We start from the raw sequence: 17155 nt of genomic DNA on the forward strand, positions 1-17155 counted from the left end.
TAATGGGGCTCTTGTGCTCGACCGGGCTTTGGACCACGATCGGCCACGCTCGGTCCATCGCTCCCCCGTCCCGGCAGCCGGCCGGAAGGGCGGCGAGCGGAGGGTCCCCACCGGGCAGGTTCCGGCCCCGGCCGGCGCCTTGCGGACAGGGGGGTCTTCGCCGTTCCCGGCGGAGCCTGCCCGCACCGGCCGTGCACCCCGCGCGGCCGCAGGTTGTCGCTCGGGGGTGAACGCCGATGACGTCGCCCGGACGACCGTGCCGCCGACGCCAGCCGACGGCGATCTCCCTCCCGAGGACGTAGCTCTTCTCCCCATCCCAGGCCAGGGCCCATGCGGGGCGAGGCCGGAGATGTACGTCCGAGAAGGAGGACACGCATGTCCCAGACTCACGGCAAAACGCGCTGGAAGCGGTTCGCCGTCGTTATGGTGCCCAGCATCGCGGCCACCGCCGCGATCGGCGTCAGCCTCGCACAGGGTGCGCTCGCCGCGTCGTTCAGCGTCTCCGGTCAGCAGTTCAAGGTGACCGCGAAGCACCTGGACGGCTACGGCTTCGCCCAGTACGGCTCCGTCGTCACCGAGACGGGCTTCAGCCCGAGTGACACCAGCGAGGGCAATCTGAAGAAGGCCCACGCGGTCGCGGTCTCGACCTTCAAGACGGCCACCATCAACAAGCTGTGCCAGTCGGTGGTCATCAAGGCGCCGTTCATCGGCGATGTGACGCTGAACATCAACGCCGGTGACAACGACAAGAAGCCGGTCACCGCCGAGAACCTGGTCATCGGCCTCGACGACCTCAAGGCGGACGCCAAGTTCACCGGCATCAACATCGGCGTCGCCGCCGGATCGGTGAGCAAGGGCAATGTCGAGGACCAGGTCCGGCTGGGGGCGCCCACCTCCTTCGCGCAGGAGGCGGACCGCGCCGAGCTGGACAGGGTCAGCCAGACCGCCTGGGTCACCACGGCGGGCACCTTCACGCTCAACGGGCTGCACATGGCTGTGAACAAGGGCAGCAACCCGTGCCCGGACCTCTAGCCACCGAGCCGCGTCCGAGCGGTGCCCGGCTGCGCCACTGAGCCGGGCGGCCGTCCCGCCCCGACGTCCAGCGGCGGGGAGGGGCCGCTGAGGCCCCTCCCCGCTCCTCGCACCGCATCTGCTACCCCCAGGGAGCTGCATCGTGACCAGCGCGACCGCCGACGTGCGGCCCGATGACGCCGGCACCTTCACCCGAGTCCGGCTCGGGTTCCGGGACTGGCGCCACCGCCGACCCTTCTGGGGCGGACTGCTGGCGGTCATCGCCGGACTGCCCATCCTGTACTTCCCCTATGCGCACCTCAGCTTTGGCGGCCTGTCCCTGGCCATGTCCACCACGGGCGGCGCCGGTTCACTGATCATCGGCATCCTGGTGATGGTGCTGGGCATCAGTGCCTGGTTCCAGCCGGCCTCCCGGGTCTTCGCCGGTGTGGCGACCATCCTGCTGGCGCTGGTCTCCATCCCGGTGTCCAACCTCGGCGGCTTCGGCATGGGCCTGCTCCCCGGCCTCGTCGGCGGCGGGCTGATGGTCGCCTGGGCACCGCTCGGCGAGACCGATGCGCTGCCGGCCGCTCCGGTTCCGTCCGGGCCTGCGACCGCTGAGCCGCCCGCGCTGCCGGACGGGATCGCGGGCACGGCTGCCGAGTCCGGTGAGCCGGGTGGCGTCGAGGAGGGCCGATGACGGACGACGGCAGCAGCGGCGACGGGGCGGCGACGCCCGGCCGCGGGCCGCGCCACGCCGCGCCGCGCAGACAGCGGCGCGGCAGGTTCCCGGCGGGCAAGGTGCTGGCGATGGCGGCGGTGCCCACGGCGCTGCTGATGGGCGCCGGGTACACGCCGACGCTGGCCCTGGCCGACGACTCCCCGGCCCGGGACACCGTGCAGCCCTGCGCCACGGCGGCGGACGTCCCGGCGGCCGTGGCCACGCCGTCGGTTGCGAAGGCCGGTGGTGGTACGGCCGGCGGTGGTGCGGCCGGTGGTGGTGCGGACGGCGGCGGGAAGCCGGTGAGCCGTACCACGCCGCCGCCGAAGCCCGCCGTGACCACCGCCCCCGCCGTGACCACCGCTCCCGCCGTGACCACCGCCCCCGCCACGACCGCCCCGGTGGCGGCCGCGCCCGCTGTGGCCGCCACCACCGAGGCGCCGGTGGCCGAGCGGACCGTCACCCGGTCCGTCCGGGTGGCCGTCACCCCGGCCGCGCCCGCCACCACGACCGCCGCCGCCTCCGCCACCCCGGTGCGCGGCGGCCGGGCCCACCACGGGCCGCTCGGTGACCTGCTCGGCGGCGTGTCCGGCCTGCTGGGCGGCGGCCAGCCCGCCACCGTACCCGCCGACCCCGTCCCGCCCAACCCCGTCCCGCCCGGACCCCCGTCGCCCGCCACCACCCCGGTCGACCCCATCCCCACGGCACCCGCCGGGACCGACCACAGCACAAGGAAGCCGAGTCACAGGCCCGCCCCCCACAAGCCCGCCCGCCACCGCGCCGAGCACAACACCGACCCCCAGCCCGCAGCGCCCCCCACACCCCAGGCCGCCTCGACCCCCGAAACCCCCACCGCGCCCGAAACCCCCACCGCGCCCGAAACCCCCACCGCGCCCGAAACCCCCACCGCGCCCGAAACCCCCGCCCCCCCGGCAGCCACCCCCAGCAGCCCCGCCTCCGCCCCCGCCGCCACCGGCCAGGACGCCCTCTGCGCCACCGACGCCTCCGGCCTGCGCGCCCGCGCCGAGGCGGCCGTGGGCACCGTCCCCGCCCAGTCCTGGACCCTGAAGTCCAGCCGGCTGGCCCTGCACGGCGCGGTCTTCGGTGGCGTGGTCGAGATCACCACCAGGTCGGGCGTCGGCAAGCGGGTGCTGAAGTTCACCGTCAGCAGCATCGACATCGGCGACCTGGACATGTCGACCATCGAGGCCAACGGGAAGACCACCCACGTCAAGAGCCGCCCCGGCAGTACGTCCACCATGACGAACGGCCCGATCGTGATGTACACCGAGTCACTGACCGGCCACCTCTCCAAGGCGGTGGGGCTGCCGCTGCCCGACCTCGGCCCGGTCACCCTGACCCCGGACACCCTGCCGAAGTTCCTATACGACCTGGTCGGCTCGGTGCCGGTCCCGCTGGATCTGGAGCTGACCGGCGTCAAGGCCGTCCAGGCGGGCCAGTTCGGCGGCACCCTGACCATCCCCGGCATGCACCTGTACACCGACGACGAGCCCTACGACGGCTGAGCCGCGCGGCCCCGACCGGCCGCGCACACGGCGCGGGGCGCCTCCCCGCCAGGGGGAGGCGCCCCGCGCCGCACATCGGGTGACGACCGGTCAGGCGCCGGTGGTCTCGCCCAGGTGGTGCACCCGCACCATGTTGGTGGTGCCGGGGATGCCGGGCGGCGAGCCGGCGGTGACGATCACGGTGTCACCGGTCTTGAGGCGGCCCAGCGCCAGCAGCGAGTCGTCGACCTGGTCGACCATCGCGTCGGTGGTCTCCACCTGCGCCGAGACATAGGTCTCCACGCCCCAGCTGAGCGCCAGCTGGTTGCGGGTGCCGGCGTCCGGGGTGTACGCGATCACCGGGATCGGGGAGCGGTAGCGGGAGAGTCGGCGGGCGGTGTCACCGGACTTGGTGAACGCCACCAGCGCCTCGGCGGAGAGGAAGTCGCCCAGCTCGCAGGCGGCGCGGGCGATGGAGCCGCCCTGGGTGCGGGGCTTGCGGCCCGGGTTGAGCGGCTGGAGGCCCCGGGAGAGCAATTCCTCCTCGGCCGCCTCGATGATCCGGCTCATGGTCCGGACCGTCTCGATCGGGTACTTGCCGACGCTGCTCTCGGCGGAGAGCATCACCGCGTCGGTGCCGTCCAGGATGGCGTTGGCCACGTCGGAGGCCTCGGCGCGGGTCGGCCGGGAGGCGTGGATCATCGACTCCATCATCTGGGTGGCGACGATGACCGGCTTGGCGTTCTGCCGGCAGAGGGTGATCAGCTGCTTCTGGACCAGCGGCACCTTCTCCAGCGGGTACTCCACGGCCAGGTCGCCACGGGCGACCATGACGGCGTCGAAGGCGAGGACGATCTCCTTCATCGCCTCGACGGCCTGCGGCTTCTCGATCTTGGCGATGACGGGGACCCGGCGGCCCTCCTCGTCCATCACCGCGTGCACCCGCTCGATGTCCGCGGCGTTGCGGACGAAGGAGAGGGCCACCATGTCGACGCCGAGGGACAGCGCGAAGCGCAGGTCCTCGATGTCCTTCTCCGAGAGGGCGGGCACATTGACGGCCGCCCCGGGGAGGTTGATGCCCTTGTTGTTGGACAGGACGCCGCCCTCGACCACGACGGTCTTCACACGCGGGCCGTCGACGCTGACGACCTCCAGCGCGACGGCGCCATCGTTGATCAGGATGGGGTCGCCCTTGGCGACATCGCCGGGCAGGCCCTTGTAGGTGGTCCCGCAGACGTGCTGGTCGCCGGGGACGTCCTCGGTGGTGATGGTGAACTCGTCGCCGCTCTCCACGGTGACCGGGCCCTCGGCGAAGGTGGCGAGGCGGATCTTGGGGCCCTGGAGGTCGGCCAGCACGCCGATGGCGCGGCCGGTGTCCTCGGAGACCTGGCGGATCCGGCGGTACCGGCCCTCGTGCTCGGCGTGGGAGCCGTGGCTCATGTTGAGGCGGGCCACGTTCATCCCGGCCTCGACGACGGCCTTCAGCTGTTCGTAGCTGTCCGTCGCCGGACCCAGGGTGCAGACAATTTTCGCTCGGCGCATATGGATCATTCTATCCGTTCATGTTATAGGTGCATTCCGGTCGGATCTGGTTGTGATCGTCTGCGAACAGTCTCGGAATGCGGGACAGTCCGTGGGACGATCGGCCAATTCTGTTCACGCCGACCTGCGCACCAGGGCGAAGGTCTGGCGGGCGATCTCCAGCTCCTCGTCGGTCGGCACCACGGCGACCGCCACCCGGGAGTACGCCGGGGAGATCAGCCGGGGACCGGACGTCGGCAGCTCGTTGAGCGCCGCGTCGACCGAGATGCCGAGCCCCTCCAGGCCCGTGGTCGCCGCGGCGCGCACCGCGGCGGAGTTCTCACCGACCCCGGCCGTGAAGGCCACGGCGTCGACCCGGCCGAGCACGGCGCAGTACGCGCCCAGGTACTTGCGCAGCCGGTGGATGTACACCTCGAAGGCGAGTACGGCGTCGGGGTCGCCCCCGGCCCGGCGGCGGACGACCTCCCGCATGTCGTTGTCCCCGCACAGCCCCAGCACTCCGCTGCGGCGGTTGAGCAGGTCGTCGATCTCGTCGACGGACAGGCCGCCCACCCGGTGCAGATGCAGGATCACCGCCGGGTCCAGATCACCGGTGCGGGTGCCCATCACCAGGCCCTCCAGCGGCGTCAGGCCCATCGACGTCTCCACGCAGACCCCGCCGGCCACCGCCGACGCGGAGGCGCCGTTGCCCAGGTGCAGCACGATGACATTGACCTCGGCCGGTCTGCGGCACAGCAGCGCGGCGGTGGCCCGTGAGACGTACTGGTGCGAGGTGCCGTGGAAGCCGTAGCGGCGCACCGCGTAGCGGTCGGCGGTGGTGCGCTCCAGCGCGTAGCGGGCGGCGTACTCCGGCAGGGTGGCGTGGAAGGCGGTGTCGAAGACGGCCACCTGCGGCAGGTCGGGCCGCAGCGTCCGGGCGACCTCGATGCCGGTCACATTGGCCGGGTTGTGCAGTGGCGCCAGCGGGACCAGCGCGCGGACCTCGTCCAGTACCTCGTCGGTGATCAGCGTCGGCTCGGTGAACCGGGTGCCGCCGTGCACCACCCGGTGGCCCACGGCGGCCAGCTCCCGGGAGTCCAGGCCGGTGCCGTCCGCCGCCAGCTCCTCGCTGACCGCCTTCAGCGCGGCCGCGTGGTCGGGGAAGGCGGTGTTCCGCTCCCGCCGCTCCCCCCGGACCGGGGTGTGCACCAGGCGGCCGGAGTGCTCACCGATCCGCTCCACCAGCCCGGCGGCCAGCCGCCGCCCGTCGGCCATGTCGACCAGCTGGTATTTCACCGACGACGAGCCGGAGTTGAGGACGAGGACCCGGGTGGCTCCGCTCACAGCGGCTGACTCCTTGGCTTGCGACGACCCGGCCACCGGTCGGCCGGCGGTCACCGCCCGCTCCGGCCCTGGGCCTGGATCGCGGTGATGGCGACCGTGTTGACGATGTCCTGCACCAGCGCGCCGCGCGACAGGTCGTTCACCGGCTTGCGCAGGCCCTGGAGCACCGGGCCCACCGCGACGGCGCCGGCCGAGCGCTGCACGGCCTTGTAGGTGTTGTTGCCGGTGTTCAGGTCGGGGAAGACCAGTACGGTGGCGTTGCCGGCCACCCGGGAGCCGGGCAGCTTGGTGGCCGCCACCCCCGGGTCCACCGCCGCGTCGTACTGGATCGGGCCCTCCACCAGCAGGTCCGGCCGCTGCTCGCGGACCAGCGCGGTGGCCTCGCGGACCTTGTCCACGTCCGCGCCGGAGCCGGACGTCCCGGTGGAGTACGAGAGCATGGCGACCCGGGGCTCCACCCCGAACTGGGCGGCCGTGTCGGCGGACTGGATCGCGATGTCGGCCAGCTGCCGGGCGTCCGGGTCCGGGTTGACCGCGCAGTCGCCGTACACCAGCACCCGGTCGGCCAGGCACATGAAGAAGACCGACGAGACGATGGCCGCCCCGGGTGCGGTCTTGATCACCTCGAAGGCCGGCCGGATGGTGGCGGCGGTGGAGTGCACCGCACCGGAGACCATCCCGTCGGCCAGGCCCTCCTGGACCATCAGGGTGCCGAAGTAGCTGACGTCCCCGACCACGTCATACGCCTGCTCCACGGTGACGCCCCGGTGCGCGCGCAGCTTGGCGTACAGCTCCGCGAAGCCGTCCCGCAGCGGGGAGGAGACCGGGTCGACGATCCGGGCGGCGGCGCCGGTGGGCTCCCGGTCCAGGCCCAGGTCGACACCGAGGTCGGCGGCCCGGCGGCGGATCGCGTCCGGGGCGCCGAGCAGCGTCAGATCGCAGACATTGCGGCGCAGCAGCACTTCGGCGGCGCGCAGCACCCGCTCCTCGGTGCCCTCCGGTAGCACCACATGGCGGCGCTCGGCGCGGGCCCGCTCCAGCAGCTCGTGCTCGAACATCATCGGGGTGACCCGCTCGGAGCGGCTCAGCTCTATCCGGTCGATCAGCTCGGCGGTGTCCACATGCAGCTCGAAGAGTCCGAGCGCGGTCTCGGCCTTGCGCGGGCTGGCGGCGGTCAGCCGGCCCTCCAGGCCGGAGAGCGAGGCGGCGGTGAGCCAGCTGCCCTCCGGGGCGACCGCCACCGGGGTGCCCGGGGCCAGCCGCCCGGCCAGCGCCAGCACATCGGGGTCGGGGCGGATGCCCAGGGTGAGCAGCACGCCAGCCACCGGCGGGGCGCCGGCGGCGTGCGCGGCCAGGGTGCCGATCACCAGGTCGGCGCGGTCCCCGGGGGTGACCACCACGGCGCCCTCGGTCAGCGCGGCCAGGAAGGTCGGCAGCGTGGCACCGCCGAAGACGAACCCCCGCACATCGCGGGCCAGGCCGGTGGCGTCCCCGAGCAGCACCTCGGCGTCGGTGGCCTGGACGACCTGCGCCACGGTGGGCGCGGCCAGCGCCGGTTCCTCCGGCAGTACGTGCACCGGCACCGGTGGGCGGTCCGCCAGCCGCCGTACGATCTGCTGCTTGTCGGAGGGGGCCACCCGGTTGGCGATCATTGCCAGTACGGCACAGCCCAGGTCGCTGTAGGCCCGGTACGCGTTGCGCACCTCGGCCACCACCGCGTCGGCGCCCTCCCGGTGCCCGCCGACCACCGGCAGCACCCAGGCGCCGAACTCATTGGCCAGCCGGGCGTTGAACGCCAGCTCGTCCGGGATGCTGGTGTCGGCGAAGTCGGTGCCGAGCACCAGCATCGCCGGACAGTCGCGCTCCACCCGGCGGAAGCGGTCCACCAGCACCGACACCAGCTCGTCCACCCCGCGCTCCGCCTGGAGGGCGGTGGCCTCCTCGTACGTGAGGCCGTAGCAGTCCTCCGGCGGCACGTCGAGCCGGTAGCGGCCGCGCAGCAGCTCCACCACATGGTCGGTGCCGGGGCCGCCGGGGGTCGCCGCGTGCACCAGCGGACGGAAGACACCGACCCGGTCGGCGTGGCGGGTCAGCAGCTCCATGACCCCCAGCTCCACCACCTGCCGGCCGTCCCCCCGGCCGATCCCGGTCACGTACACACTGCGCGCCACGCGCTCTTCTCCGTTCCGTGGGCTGCCGTGCCTCCTCGCTCGCGCGGCACCGGACACCTCCCGACCATACCCGCGCCCCCAACCCACCCCCGCGAGCCCCCCAGGAACAGCCCGGCCCCTCCCCAGGGGCGCGGGGAACTGCGCGAACGACCCGGCACTCCCCGAGCCCTGGAACGGACCAGCAGCCCGGCCCCTCCCCAGGGGCGCGGGGAACTGCGCGAACGACCCGGCACCCCCCGAGCCCTGGAACGGACCAGCAGCCCGGCACCCCCCAGGGGCGCGGGGAACTGCGCGAACAGCCCGGCACCCCCCGAGCCCTGGAACGGACCAGCAGCCCGGCACCCCCCAGGGGCGCGGGGAACTGCGCGAACAGCCCGGCACCCCCCCGAGCCCTGGAACGGACCAGCAGCCCGGCACCCCCCAGGGGCGCGGGGAACTGCGCGAACGACCCGGCACCCCCCGAGCCCTGGAACGGACCAGCAACCCGGCACCCCCCAGGGGCGCGGGGAACTGCGCGAACAACCCCGCACCCCCCGAGCCCTGGAACGAACCAGCAACCCCGCGCCCCGGAGCCGCTGCATGGCCGGTCGCCGTAGGCTCCCTCGCGCTGCACGGCCGACCCCAGCGCCCCGGACGGGGTGGGTCAGGACGGCCGGAGCCAGAGGGTGGCGAGGGGCGGCAGGACGAGTTCGGCGCTGAGGTCGCGGCCGTGGTGGCTCTCGGGCTCGGCCTTGATCGGGTCCGGGTTGCCGACCCCGCCGCCCCCGTACGCCACCGCGTCGGTGTTGAGCGCCTCCGTCCACAGCCCGTGCGACCCGGCCGGGGCGTGCGGCAGCCCCACCCGGTACCCCTCCCGGACCACGGGGGAGAAGTTGCTCACCACCACCAGCGGATGCCCGGCCGTGTCGTAGCGGACGAAGGAGAAGACGTTGTCCTCGGCCGCGCCGCCGTCCAGCCAGGAGAAGCCGGCCGGGTCGGTGTCCAGCTCCCAGAGCGCCGGGGTGGCCCGGTAGGTCCGGTTGAGCTCGCGTACCAGGTCCTGTACGCCCCGGTGGTCGCCCGCCGCCGGCCAGTCCGGCTCCAGCACCCACCACTGCGGCCCGGTGTCGTGGTCGAACTCCGCGCCCTGGGCGAACTCCTGGCCCATGAAGAGCAGCTGCTTGCCCGGGTGCGACCACATGAACGCCAGGTACGCCCGCAGGTTGGCCCGCTGCTGCCACCAGTCGCCGGGCATCTTGGAGACCAGCGAGCCCTTGCCGTGCACCACCTCGTCGTGCGAGATCGGCAGCACGTAGTTCTCCGAGTAGGCGTACACCATGGAGAAGGTCATGTCGTTGTGGTGGTACTTGCGGTGCACCGGGTCCTTGGCCATGTACACCAGCGAGTCGTGCATCCAGCCCATGTTCCACTTCAGGCCGAAGCCCAGCCCGCCGATGCCGGTGGGGCCGTCCAGGTGGGTGGGGCGGGTGACGCCGTCCCAGGCGGTGGACTCCTCGGCGATGGTGACCGCGCCGGGGCAGCGCCGGTAGAGGGTGGCGTTCATCTCCTGGAGGAAGGCGACCGCGTCCAGGTTCTCCCGGCCGCCGTACGCGTTGGGCGTCCAGGAGCCGTACTCCCGGGAGTAGTCCAGGTAGAGCATCGAGGCCACGGCGTCCACCCGCAGCCCGTCCACGTGGTACTCCTCGCACCAGAACACCGCGTTGGCGACCAGGAAGTTGCGGACCTCGGTGCGGCCGTAGTCGAACTCCAGGGTGCCCCAGTCGGGGTGCTCGGCCCGCTGCGGGTCGGCCGGCTCGTACAGCGGCTCGCCGTCGAAGCGGGCCAGCGCGAAGTCGTCCTTGGGGAAGTGGGCCGGCACCCAGTCGACCAGCACGCCGACCCCGGCCCGGTGCAGCGCGTCCACCAGGTACTTGAAGTCGTCCGGGCCGCCCATCCGGGCGGTGGGCGCGAAGTAGCCGGACACCTGGTAGCCCCAGGAGCCGCCGAAGGGGTGCTCCATCACCGGCAGGAACTCCACATGGGTGAAGCCCAGGTCGGTGACGTACTCCGGCAGCACCTCGGCCAGCTCCCGGTAGGAGAGCCCCGGCCGCCAGGACGGCAGGTGCACCTCGTACACCGACATCGGCTCCCGGTGCGGCTGCTCGGCGGCCCGCGCCGCCATCCACTCGCCGTCCTGCCAGGTGTACGCGGAGGTGTGCACCACCGACGCGGTGCCCGGCGGGCACTCGGCGGACCGGGCCAGCGGGTCGGCCTTCTGGATCAGCCGGCCGTCCCGGGTGCGGATCTCGTACTTGTAGCGGGTGCCCTCGGCCAGTTGCGGAACGAACAGCTCCCAGACGCCGGAGGAGCCCAGCGAGCGCATCGGGTAGCAGCAGCCGTTCCAGCCGTTGAAGTCACCGACCAGCCGCACGCCGACCGCGTTGGGCGCCCACACGGCGAAGGCGGTGCCGGTCACCCGGCCCAGGCCGGTGTCGTAGCTGCGCACATGCGAGCCGAGCACCGCCCAGAGCTGCTCGTGCCGGCCCTCGCTGATCAGGTGCAGGTCCATCTCACCGAGGGTGGGCAGGAACCGGTAGCCGTCGTCCTGCACGTACTCGGCGCCGCCGTAGGTGACCCGTAGCCGGTAGTCCGGGACCAGCTCCACCGGCAGCAGGCCGGTGAACAGCCCGTCGCGCTGGTGCACCAGCTCGGCGGAGCCGATCGGCGTCTCGACCACCACCCGCTCGGCCATCGGCCGCAGCGCCCGCACCGCCACCCCGCCGGAGACCGGGTGCCCGCCGAGCAGGCCGTGCGGGTCGTGGTGGGCACCGGCCACCAGCCGGTCGATCTCGCCCGGCGCCAGCGGCGCCTCCGGCAGCCGGATCGGCTCCGCCGCCCGGCCGCCGCCCGCCGCCCGGCCACCGGGCCGCGCACCTCCTGGCTGCTGCGGGTCGCCCGACTGCGGGCCGCCCGCCCGCAGGCTGCCCGGACGCGGATCGATCGGACGCGGATCGATCGGCTGCGGATCGGTCGGGCGGGGACCGGACGGCCGACCGGACCCGGCGGCCCGCCCGGCGGCGGGCGGCTCGGCGGTGGTGGCCTCCGGAGCCGCGGCCGGCGCCGCCCCGCCGGGCACCGCCCCGGTGGGCGCGGACTCCGCGTCGGGGCGCGGCGCCACCACGGACGGCGGCTGCCGCTGGAGCTGCGATGTCGGGCGGGTCGGGTCGGGCGCGGTCACGGCCGATGCCTCCTGGGCTGGTCTGGGTCGCAGGGATGGGGGATGGTCGGGAACCGGGTCACGCCGGGGCGGCGCCCGCCGCCAGGCGGCGGACGGCGGACATCGGGATCGGCAGCCAGTCGGGCCGGTGCCGGGCCTCGTACACGACCTCGTACACCGCCTTGTCGATCTCGAAGGCGCGCAGCAGCACCGCGTCGCTGCGCGGGTCCTCGCCGCCGCCGGCCGCGTAGCCGGCGCAGAAGGCGGCCCGGTTGCGTACCGCCCAGGCGGTCGCCAGCCGGGCCAGGTGGTCGCGGTCGGCCGACTGCCGGCCGCCGCCCCGGGGGTCGGGCACGGTGGCGGGCTGCTCGGCCAGCAGATGGGCGGCGGCGTAGTCGAAGGAGCGCAGCATCGCCGCCACGTCCCGCACCGGCGGCTGGAGCCGGCGGCGCTCGCCCAGCGACTTGGCGGGCTCACCCTCGAAGTCCAGCAGCACCCAGCCGTCGGCGGTGCGCATCGACTGGCCGAGGTGCAGGTCGCCGTGGATGCGCTGGATGCGCAGCGCCCGCCCGTCGCGCGCCGATTCGGCCAGTTCGCGGAAGGCGTCCTGGAGGGCGGGCCGGTAGGGCAGCAGGTCGGGCACCGCGACGGTGGCCGCGTCCAGCCGGCGGGCCATCCCGGCCGCCAGCTGGTCGGTCTGCGGCCGGTCCAGCACGCCGACCGGGAGGGTGCGGGCCAGCGCCAGGTGTACTTCGGCCGTGGCCCGCCCCAGCAGGAACGACTCTGCGGAGAAGTTGCCGCTGATGTGGTCGGACGGCCGGCCGTCCCGGGCGCCGCACCACTCGGGGTCGGTGCAGAGCCGCTGTACGTGCTCCAGCGCCAGCTCCCAGCCGTCCGCCGCCCCGGCCAGGAACTGCTGGAGCAGGCCCAGGGTGGCCGGGTCGGAGTCGTCGCTGCCGGTCAGCCTGGTCTCGAACCAGGCGGCGGGGCGCGGGATGCGGCTGGAGCCGGCTCGGGCGAGGGCCAGCGACAGTTCGAGGTCGGGGTTGATCCCGGGGCTCACCCGGCGGAACAGCTTGAGGATCAGCGCGCTGCCGTACACCAGCGAGGTGTTGCTCTGCTCGGCGGTCACCGCCCGCCCGGTGAGCCCGGCCGGGATCTGGGTGCCCGGCAGCCGCCGGAAGACCAGCGGGCCCAGCTCGCCCGGCTTGGCGAAGCAGGTGAGCAGCCAGCGGGTGAGGTCGGTGTCATGGGCGGCGTCGTAGACCACGGTGCCGTCGTACGGGCCGCCGGAGATCCTGCCGATTGCGGCCCGGCCGAGCCGCCCCGGCAGGTCGGCGCGGGCGGCCAGCAGCAGCTGGTAGACGTCGGCGGTGGTCTGGTCGTCGCCGCCGGTGCGCTGTTCGACGCGGAGCAGCAGGTGGATCAGGGTGGGGTCGCCGTCCAGCAGCGGGGTGGCGGCGATCGGGGTGATTGCGGTCACCGGTCGCCCTTTGCCGGCGAACCAGCGCCGGCCGGGCAGCCAGGAGCCGAGCAGCGGGAGCGCCGCGCCGACCAGGGCGTCGGTCCCGGCGTCGGTGCGGGCCGCGTGGCCCGGCGGGGAGTCGGTGCGGGACGGGGCGTCCGGGCGGGACGGGGCCTCTGGGTGGGCCGCGGTGCCGCTGCGCGGCCCGCCGTTGACGGTGGCACGAGGCCGGGAGGTGTCCGACATGGCTCCCTTTCCCCGGATGACACGGTTTGTCCGGCTCAGGTGAGTTGGCCGGATTTGCCAGTGTTCCGGATATCAGCGGCGCGGCGGCTCCGGCACGCGGTCAAAGGGGCCGCGTGTCACGCCGTGGGGGTCCGAATGGGTTCTCTTGCGTCTCCGTACGGTGGTGCCGGGCGCCTTCCCGGGGTGTCTCGCCGACACGCCCCGGGAAGGCGGTGTTGCTGTTCGCGTTCGGCTGCCGAGCCGTCAGGACGCCTCGGACCGGCGCAGCCGGAACCAGTAGAAGCCGTGCCCCGCCAGCGTCAGCAGGTACGGCAGTTCACCGATCGCCGGGAAGCGCACCCCGCCGATCAGCTCCACCGGGTGCAGGCCCCCGTACTGCCGGAGGTCCAGCTCCGTCGGCTGCGCGAACCGGGAGAAGTTGTTGACGCACATCACCAGGTCGTCGCCGTACTCGCGGACGAAGGCCAGCACCGCCGGATTGCTGGACGGCAGTTCCGCGTAGCTGCCCAGCCCGAAGGCCGGGTTGAGTTTCCGGATCTCGATCATCCGGCGGGTCCAGTGGAGCAGCGAGCTGGTGTTGCTCATCTGCGCCTCGACGTTGGTCACCTGGAAGCCGTAGACCGGGTCCATGATGGTCGGCAGGTTGAGCCTGCCCGGGTCGCAGGAGGAGAAACCGGCGTTGCGGTCGGGCGTCCACTGCATCGGGGTGCGCACGCCGTCCCGGTCGCCCAGCCAGATGTTGTCGCCCATGCCGATCTCGTCGCCGTAGTACAGGACCGGCGAGCCGGGCAGCGCCAGCAGCAGCGCGGTGAACAACTCGATCTGGTTGCGGTCGTTGTCCAGCAGCGGCGCCAGCCGGCGGCGGATGCCGACGTTGGCCCGCATCCGGGGGTCCTTGGCGTACTCCGCGTACATGTAGTCGCGCTCTTCGTCGGTGACCATCTCCAACGTGAGCTCGTCATGGTTGCGCAGGAAGATGCCCCACTGGCAGCCGGACGGGATCTTGGGCGTCTTGGCCAGGATCTCCGAGACCGGGTAGCGCGACTCCCGGCGCACCGCCATGAAGATCCGCGGCATCACCGGGAAGTGGAACGCCATGTGGCACTCGTCGCCGCCCTGCTCGAAGGCGCCGAAGTAGTCGACGACGTCCTCCGGCCACTGGTTGGCCTCGGCGAGCAGCACGGTGTCGGGGTACTGCGCGTCGATCTCGGCGCGCACCCGGCGTAGGAAGGAGTGGGTCTCCGGCAGGTTCTCGCAGTTGGTGCCCTCCCGGGCGTACAGGTACGGGACCGCGTCCAGCCGGAAGCCGTCGATGCCCAGGTCCAGCCAGAACCGCAGCGCCGCCAGGATCTCCTCCTGCACCGCCGGGCTGTCGAAGTTCAGGTCCGGCTGGTGGGAGAAGAAGCGGTGCCAGAAGTACTGCTTGCGCACCGGGTCGTAGGTCCAGTTGGACGTCTCGGTGTCGATGAAGATGATCCGCGCGTCCGGGTACTGCTTGTCGTCGTCGGCCCACATGTAGTAGTCCCCGTACGGGCCGTCCGGGTTCTTGCGGGACTCCTGGAACCAGGGGTGCTGGTCGCTGGTGTGGTTCATCACGAAGTCGATGACCACCCGCATGCCGCGCTGGTGCGCGGCGTCCACGAACTCCACGAAGTCGGCCAGGTCGCCGAACTCCGGGAGCACCGCCGTGTAGTCCGAGACGTCGTAGCCGCCGTCGCGCAGCGGCGAGGCGAAGAAGGGCGGCAGCCAGAGGCAGTCCACCCCCAGCCACTGGAGGTAGTCCAGTTTCGCGGTGAGCCCCTTGAGGTCTCCGACACCGTCTCCGTTGCTGTCCTGGAAGGAGCGGACGAGGACTTCGTAGAACACCGCGCGCTTGAACCAGTCGGGGTCGCGGTCCTTCTGCGGGGTGTCCTCGAACGTGTCGGGAACTGGCTCATTGACGATCACTCTGCGGTCCTCCGAACCGTGAGGATGTGCGCCGGCTGCTGGGACGGGTCGAGCCGGACGTAGTTGTGCTGACCCCAGCGGTAAGTGGCACCGGTGAGCTCGTCGCGCACCGCCAGTTGGTCGTGCCACTCCAACCCGAGAGCGGGCAGGTCGAGGGTGACGGTGGCCTCCTGGGCCTGCCGGGGGTCGAGGTTGACCACCACCAGGACGGCGTCGTCGTGGGCGGGCGGCGCCCCGGTGCCACCGACACCGGCGCCCGAGGTGTGCTTGGAGAACGCCAGGACGGCGTCGTTGTCGGCGTGGTGGAAGCGGATGTTCCGCAGCTCGCGCAGCGCCGGATGGTGCCGCCGCAGCCGGTTGAGCGCGGTGATCAGCGGGGCCAGGGTGCGGCCCTCGGCCTGGGCGGCGGCCCAGTCGCGCGGCCGCAGCTGGTACTTCTCGGAGTCCAGGTACTCCTCCGAGCCGGCGTGCACCGCGGCGCCCTCGTAGAGCTCGTACCCCGCGTACACCCCCCAGCTGGGCGCGAGGGTGGCCGCCAGCACCGCCCGCAGCGCGAACGCCCCCGGGCCGCCGTGCTGGAGGAAGGCGTGCAGGATGTCGGGGGTGTTCACAAAGAAGTTCGGCCGCATGTACGAGGCCGCCTCACCGCTCAGCTCGGTGAGGTACTCCGTCAGCTCCTGCTTGCCGGTGCGCCAGGTGTAGTAGGTGTACGACTGGTGGAAGCCGACCTTGCCCAGGGTGTGCATCATCGCCGGGCGGGTGAACGCCTCGGCCAGGAACAGCACATCGGGGTCGGTGCGCGCGATGTCGCCGAGCACCCGCTCCCAGAAGACCACCGGCTTGGTGTGCGGATTGTCCACCCGGAAGATCCGCACCCCGTGCGCCATCCAGTAGCGCAGCACCCGCTGCGTCTCCCGGACCAGCCCCTCGAAGTCCTGGTCGAAGTTGACGGGGTAGATGTCCTGGTACTTCTTCGGCGGGTTCTCCGCGTACGCGATGGAGCCGTCGGCCCGGTGCCGGAACCACTCCGGGTGCTTGTTGACCCAGGGGTGGTCCGGGGAGCACTGCAACGCGAAGTCCAGTGCCACCTCCATGCCCAGCTCGGCGGCGCGGGCCACGAAGGCGTCGAAGTCCTCGATGGTGCCCAGGTCGGGGTGGACCGCGTCATGGCCGCCCTCGGGGGAGCCGATCGCCCACGGCGAGCCGACGTCGTGCGGGCCGGCGTCCAGGCTGTTGTTGGGGCCCTTGCGGTACGCCCGCCCGATGGGGTGGATCGGCGGCAGGTACACCACGTCGAACTCCATCGCGGCGACGGCCGGCAGCCGCTCGGCGGCGGTGCGCAGGGTGCCGCTGCGGGGCGGGCGGACCCCGGTCGGGTCGACGACCGCGCCCTCGGAGCGGGGGAAGAACTCGTACCAGGAGCCGAACAGCGCCCGGGGGCGGTCCACCCGGAGCGGCAGCGGCTGGGAGGCGGTCACCAGCTCGCGCAGCGGGTGGCGGCCCAGCACCGCCGTGACCTCGGCGGAGACCGCCGCCGCCAGCCGGGTCATCGGCGGCAGCCCGGAGTCGCGCAGCGCCTCCACCGCCGCCAGCACCACCGCCCGGCCGTCGTCGGCGGGCACCCCGGCGGCGGCGCGCTCCAGCAGTTGGGCGCCCTCCTCCAGCACCAGGGCGGTGTCCAGCTCGGCCGGGATCTTGATCCGGGCGTTGTGCCGCCAGGTCTCCACCGGATCGCTCCACGCCTCCACCGCGTACGTCCAGCGGCCGGTGGCGGTGGGGGTGACGTCCGCGCCCCAGCGGTCGGTGCCCGGGGCCAGCTCGCGCATCGGCGTCCACGGGCCGCTGCGGCCCTCCGGGTCGCGCAGCACCACATTGGCGTTGACCGCGTCGTGGCCCTCCCGGAATACGGTGGCGCTGACCTGGAAGGTCTCCCCGGCGACGGCCTTGGCCGGGCGGCGGCCGCAGTCGACCAGCGGGCGGACGTCCAGCACCGGGATGCGGCCGACCATGGTCGTCTGGGCCGCCGGG

The 17155-nt window shown here is 73.1% G+C and carries 10 protein-coding genes; 3 read left to right on the plus strand and 7 right to left on the minus strand.

From position 1 onward, the window contains the following. Positions 1-375 precede the first annotated feature (375 nt). The 3 genes from ACIQGZ_RS07045 (at position 376) to ACIQGZ_RS07055 (ending at position 3258) form a co-directional block, all read left to right on the plus strand. The gene (locus ACIQGZ_RS07045; RefSeq protein WP_402599790.1) at positions 376-1032 is read left to right on the plus strand and encodes a DUF6230 family protein; all 657 of its coding nucleotides are present in this window, start codon (positions 376-378) and stop codon (positions 1030-1032) included. A gap of 142 nt (positions 1033-1174) precedes the next feature. Beyond that, a complete protein-coding gene (locus ACIQGZ_RS07050) occupies positions 1175-1711 on the plus strand; it encodes a DUF6114 domain-containing protein (protein ID WP_402599791.1) in 537 nt (178 codons plus the stop codon). Further along, positions 1708-3258 carry a hypothetical protein gene (locus ACIQGZ_RS07055; RefSeq protein WP_402599792.1) on the plus strand — a complete coding sequence of 517 codons (1551 nt, stop codon included), beginning with the start codon at positions 1708-1710 and terminating at the stop codon, positions 3256-3258. The genes ACIQGZ_RS07050 and ACIQGZ_RS07055 overlap by 4 nt, the downstream gene beginning before the upstream one ends. 90 nt (positions 3259-3348) lie before the next feature. Here the strand turns inward: ACIQGZ_RS07055 and pyk are convergent, their stop codons facing one another. The 7 genes from pyk to ACIQGZ_RS07090 form a co-directional block, all read right to left on the minus strand. Beyond that, positions 3349-4779 carry a pyruvate kinase gene (gene pyk, locus ACIQGZ_RS07060; RefSeq protein ID WP_402599793.1) on the minus strand — a complete coding sequence of 477 codons (1431 nt, stop codon included), beginning with the start codon at positions 4777-4779 and terminating at the stop codon, positions 3349-3351. A gap of 114 nt (positions 4780-4893) precedes the next feature. Continuing rightward, the gene (locus ACIQGZ_RS07065) at positions 4894-6102 is read right to left on the minus strand and encodes an acetate kinase (RefSeq protein WP_402599794.1); all 1209 of its coding nucleotides are present in this window, start codon (positions 6100-6102) and stop codon (positions 4894-4896) included. A 50-nt stretch (positions 6103-6152) separates the two neighbouring features. After that, complete coding sequence (pta, locus tag ACIQGZ_RS07070; protein WP_402599795.1) at positions 6153-8273, minus strand: phosphate acetyltransferase; 2121 nt, start codon at positions 8271-8273, stop codon at positions 6153-6155. Positions 8274-8916: 643 nt separating this feature from the next. Further along, positions 8917-11490, minus strand: a complete 2574-nt coding sequence (glgB, locus tag ACIQGZ_RS07075) for a 1,4-alpha-glucan branching protein GlgB (protein WP_402599796.1) — start codon at positions 11488-11490, stop codon at positions 8917-8919. 58 nt (positions 11491-11548) lie between these two features. Then, positions 11549-13180 carry a maltokinase gene (locus ACIQGZ_RS07080; protein WP_402599797.1) on the minus strand — a complete coding sequence of 544 codons (1632 nt, stop codon included), beginning with the start codon at positions 13178-13180 and terminating at the stop codon, positions 11549-11551. Between the two features lie 243 nt (positions 13181-13423). Continuing rightward, on the minus strand, positions 13424-15127 hold the full coding sequence (gene treS / locus ACIQGZ_RS07085) for a maltose alpha-D-glucosyltransferase (RefSeq protein WP_402599798.1): 1704 nt from the start codon (positions 15125-15127) through the stop codon (positions 13424-13426). Continuing rightward, positions 15124-17136: a maltotransferase domain-containing protein gene (locus tag ACIQGZ_RS07090; protein ID WP_402600014.1), complete on the minus strand. Its 2013-nt coding sequence runs from the start codon at positions 17134-17136 to the stop codon at positions 15124-15126. The genes treS and ACIQGZ_RS07090 overlap by 4 nt, the downstream gene beginning before the upstream one ends. Positions 17137-17155: the final 19 nt, after the last annotated feature.

The sequence above is a fragment of the Streptomyces sp. NPDC092296 genome (assembly GCF_044755465.1).
Taxonomy (GTDB): domain Bacteria; phylum Actinomycetota; class Actinomycetes; order Streptomycetales; family Streptomycetaceae; genus Peterkaempfera.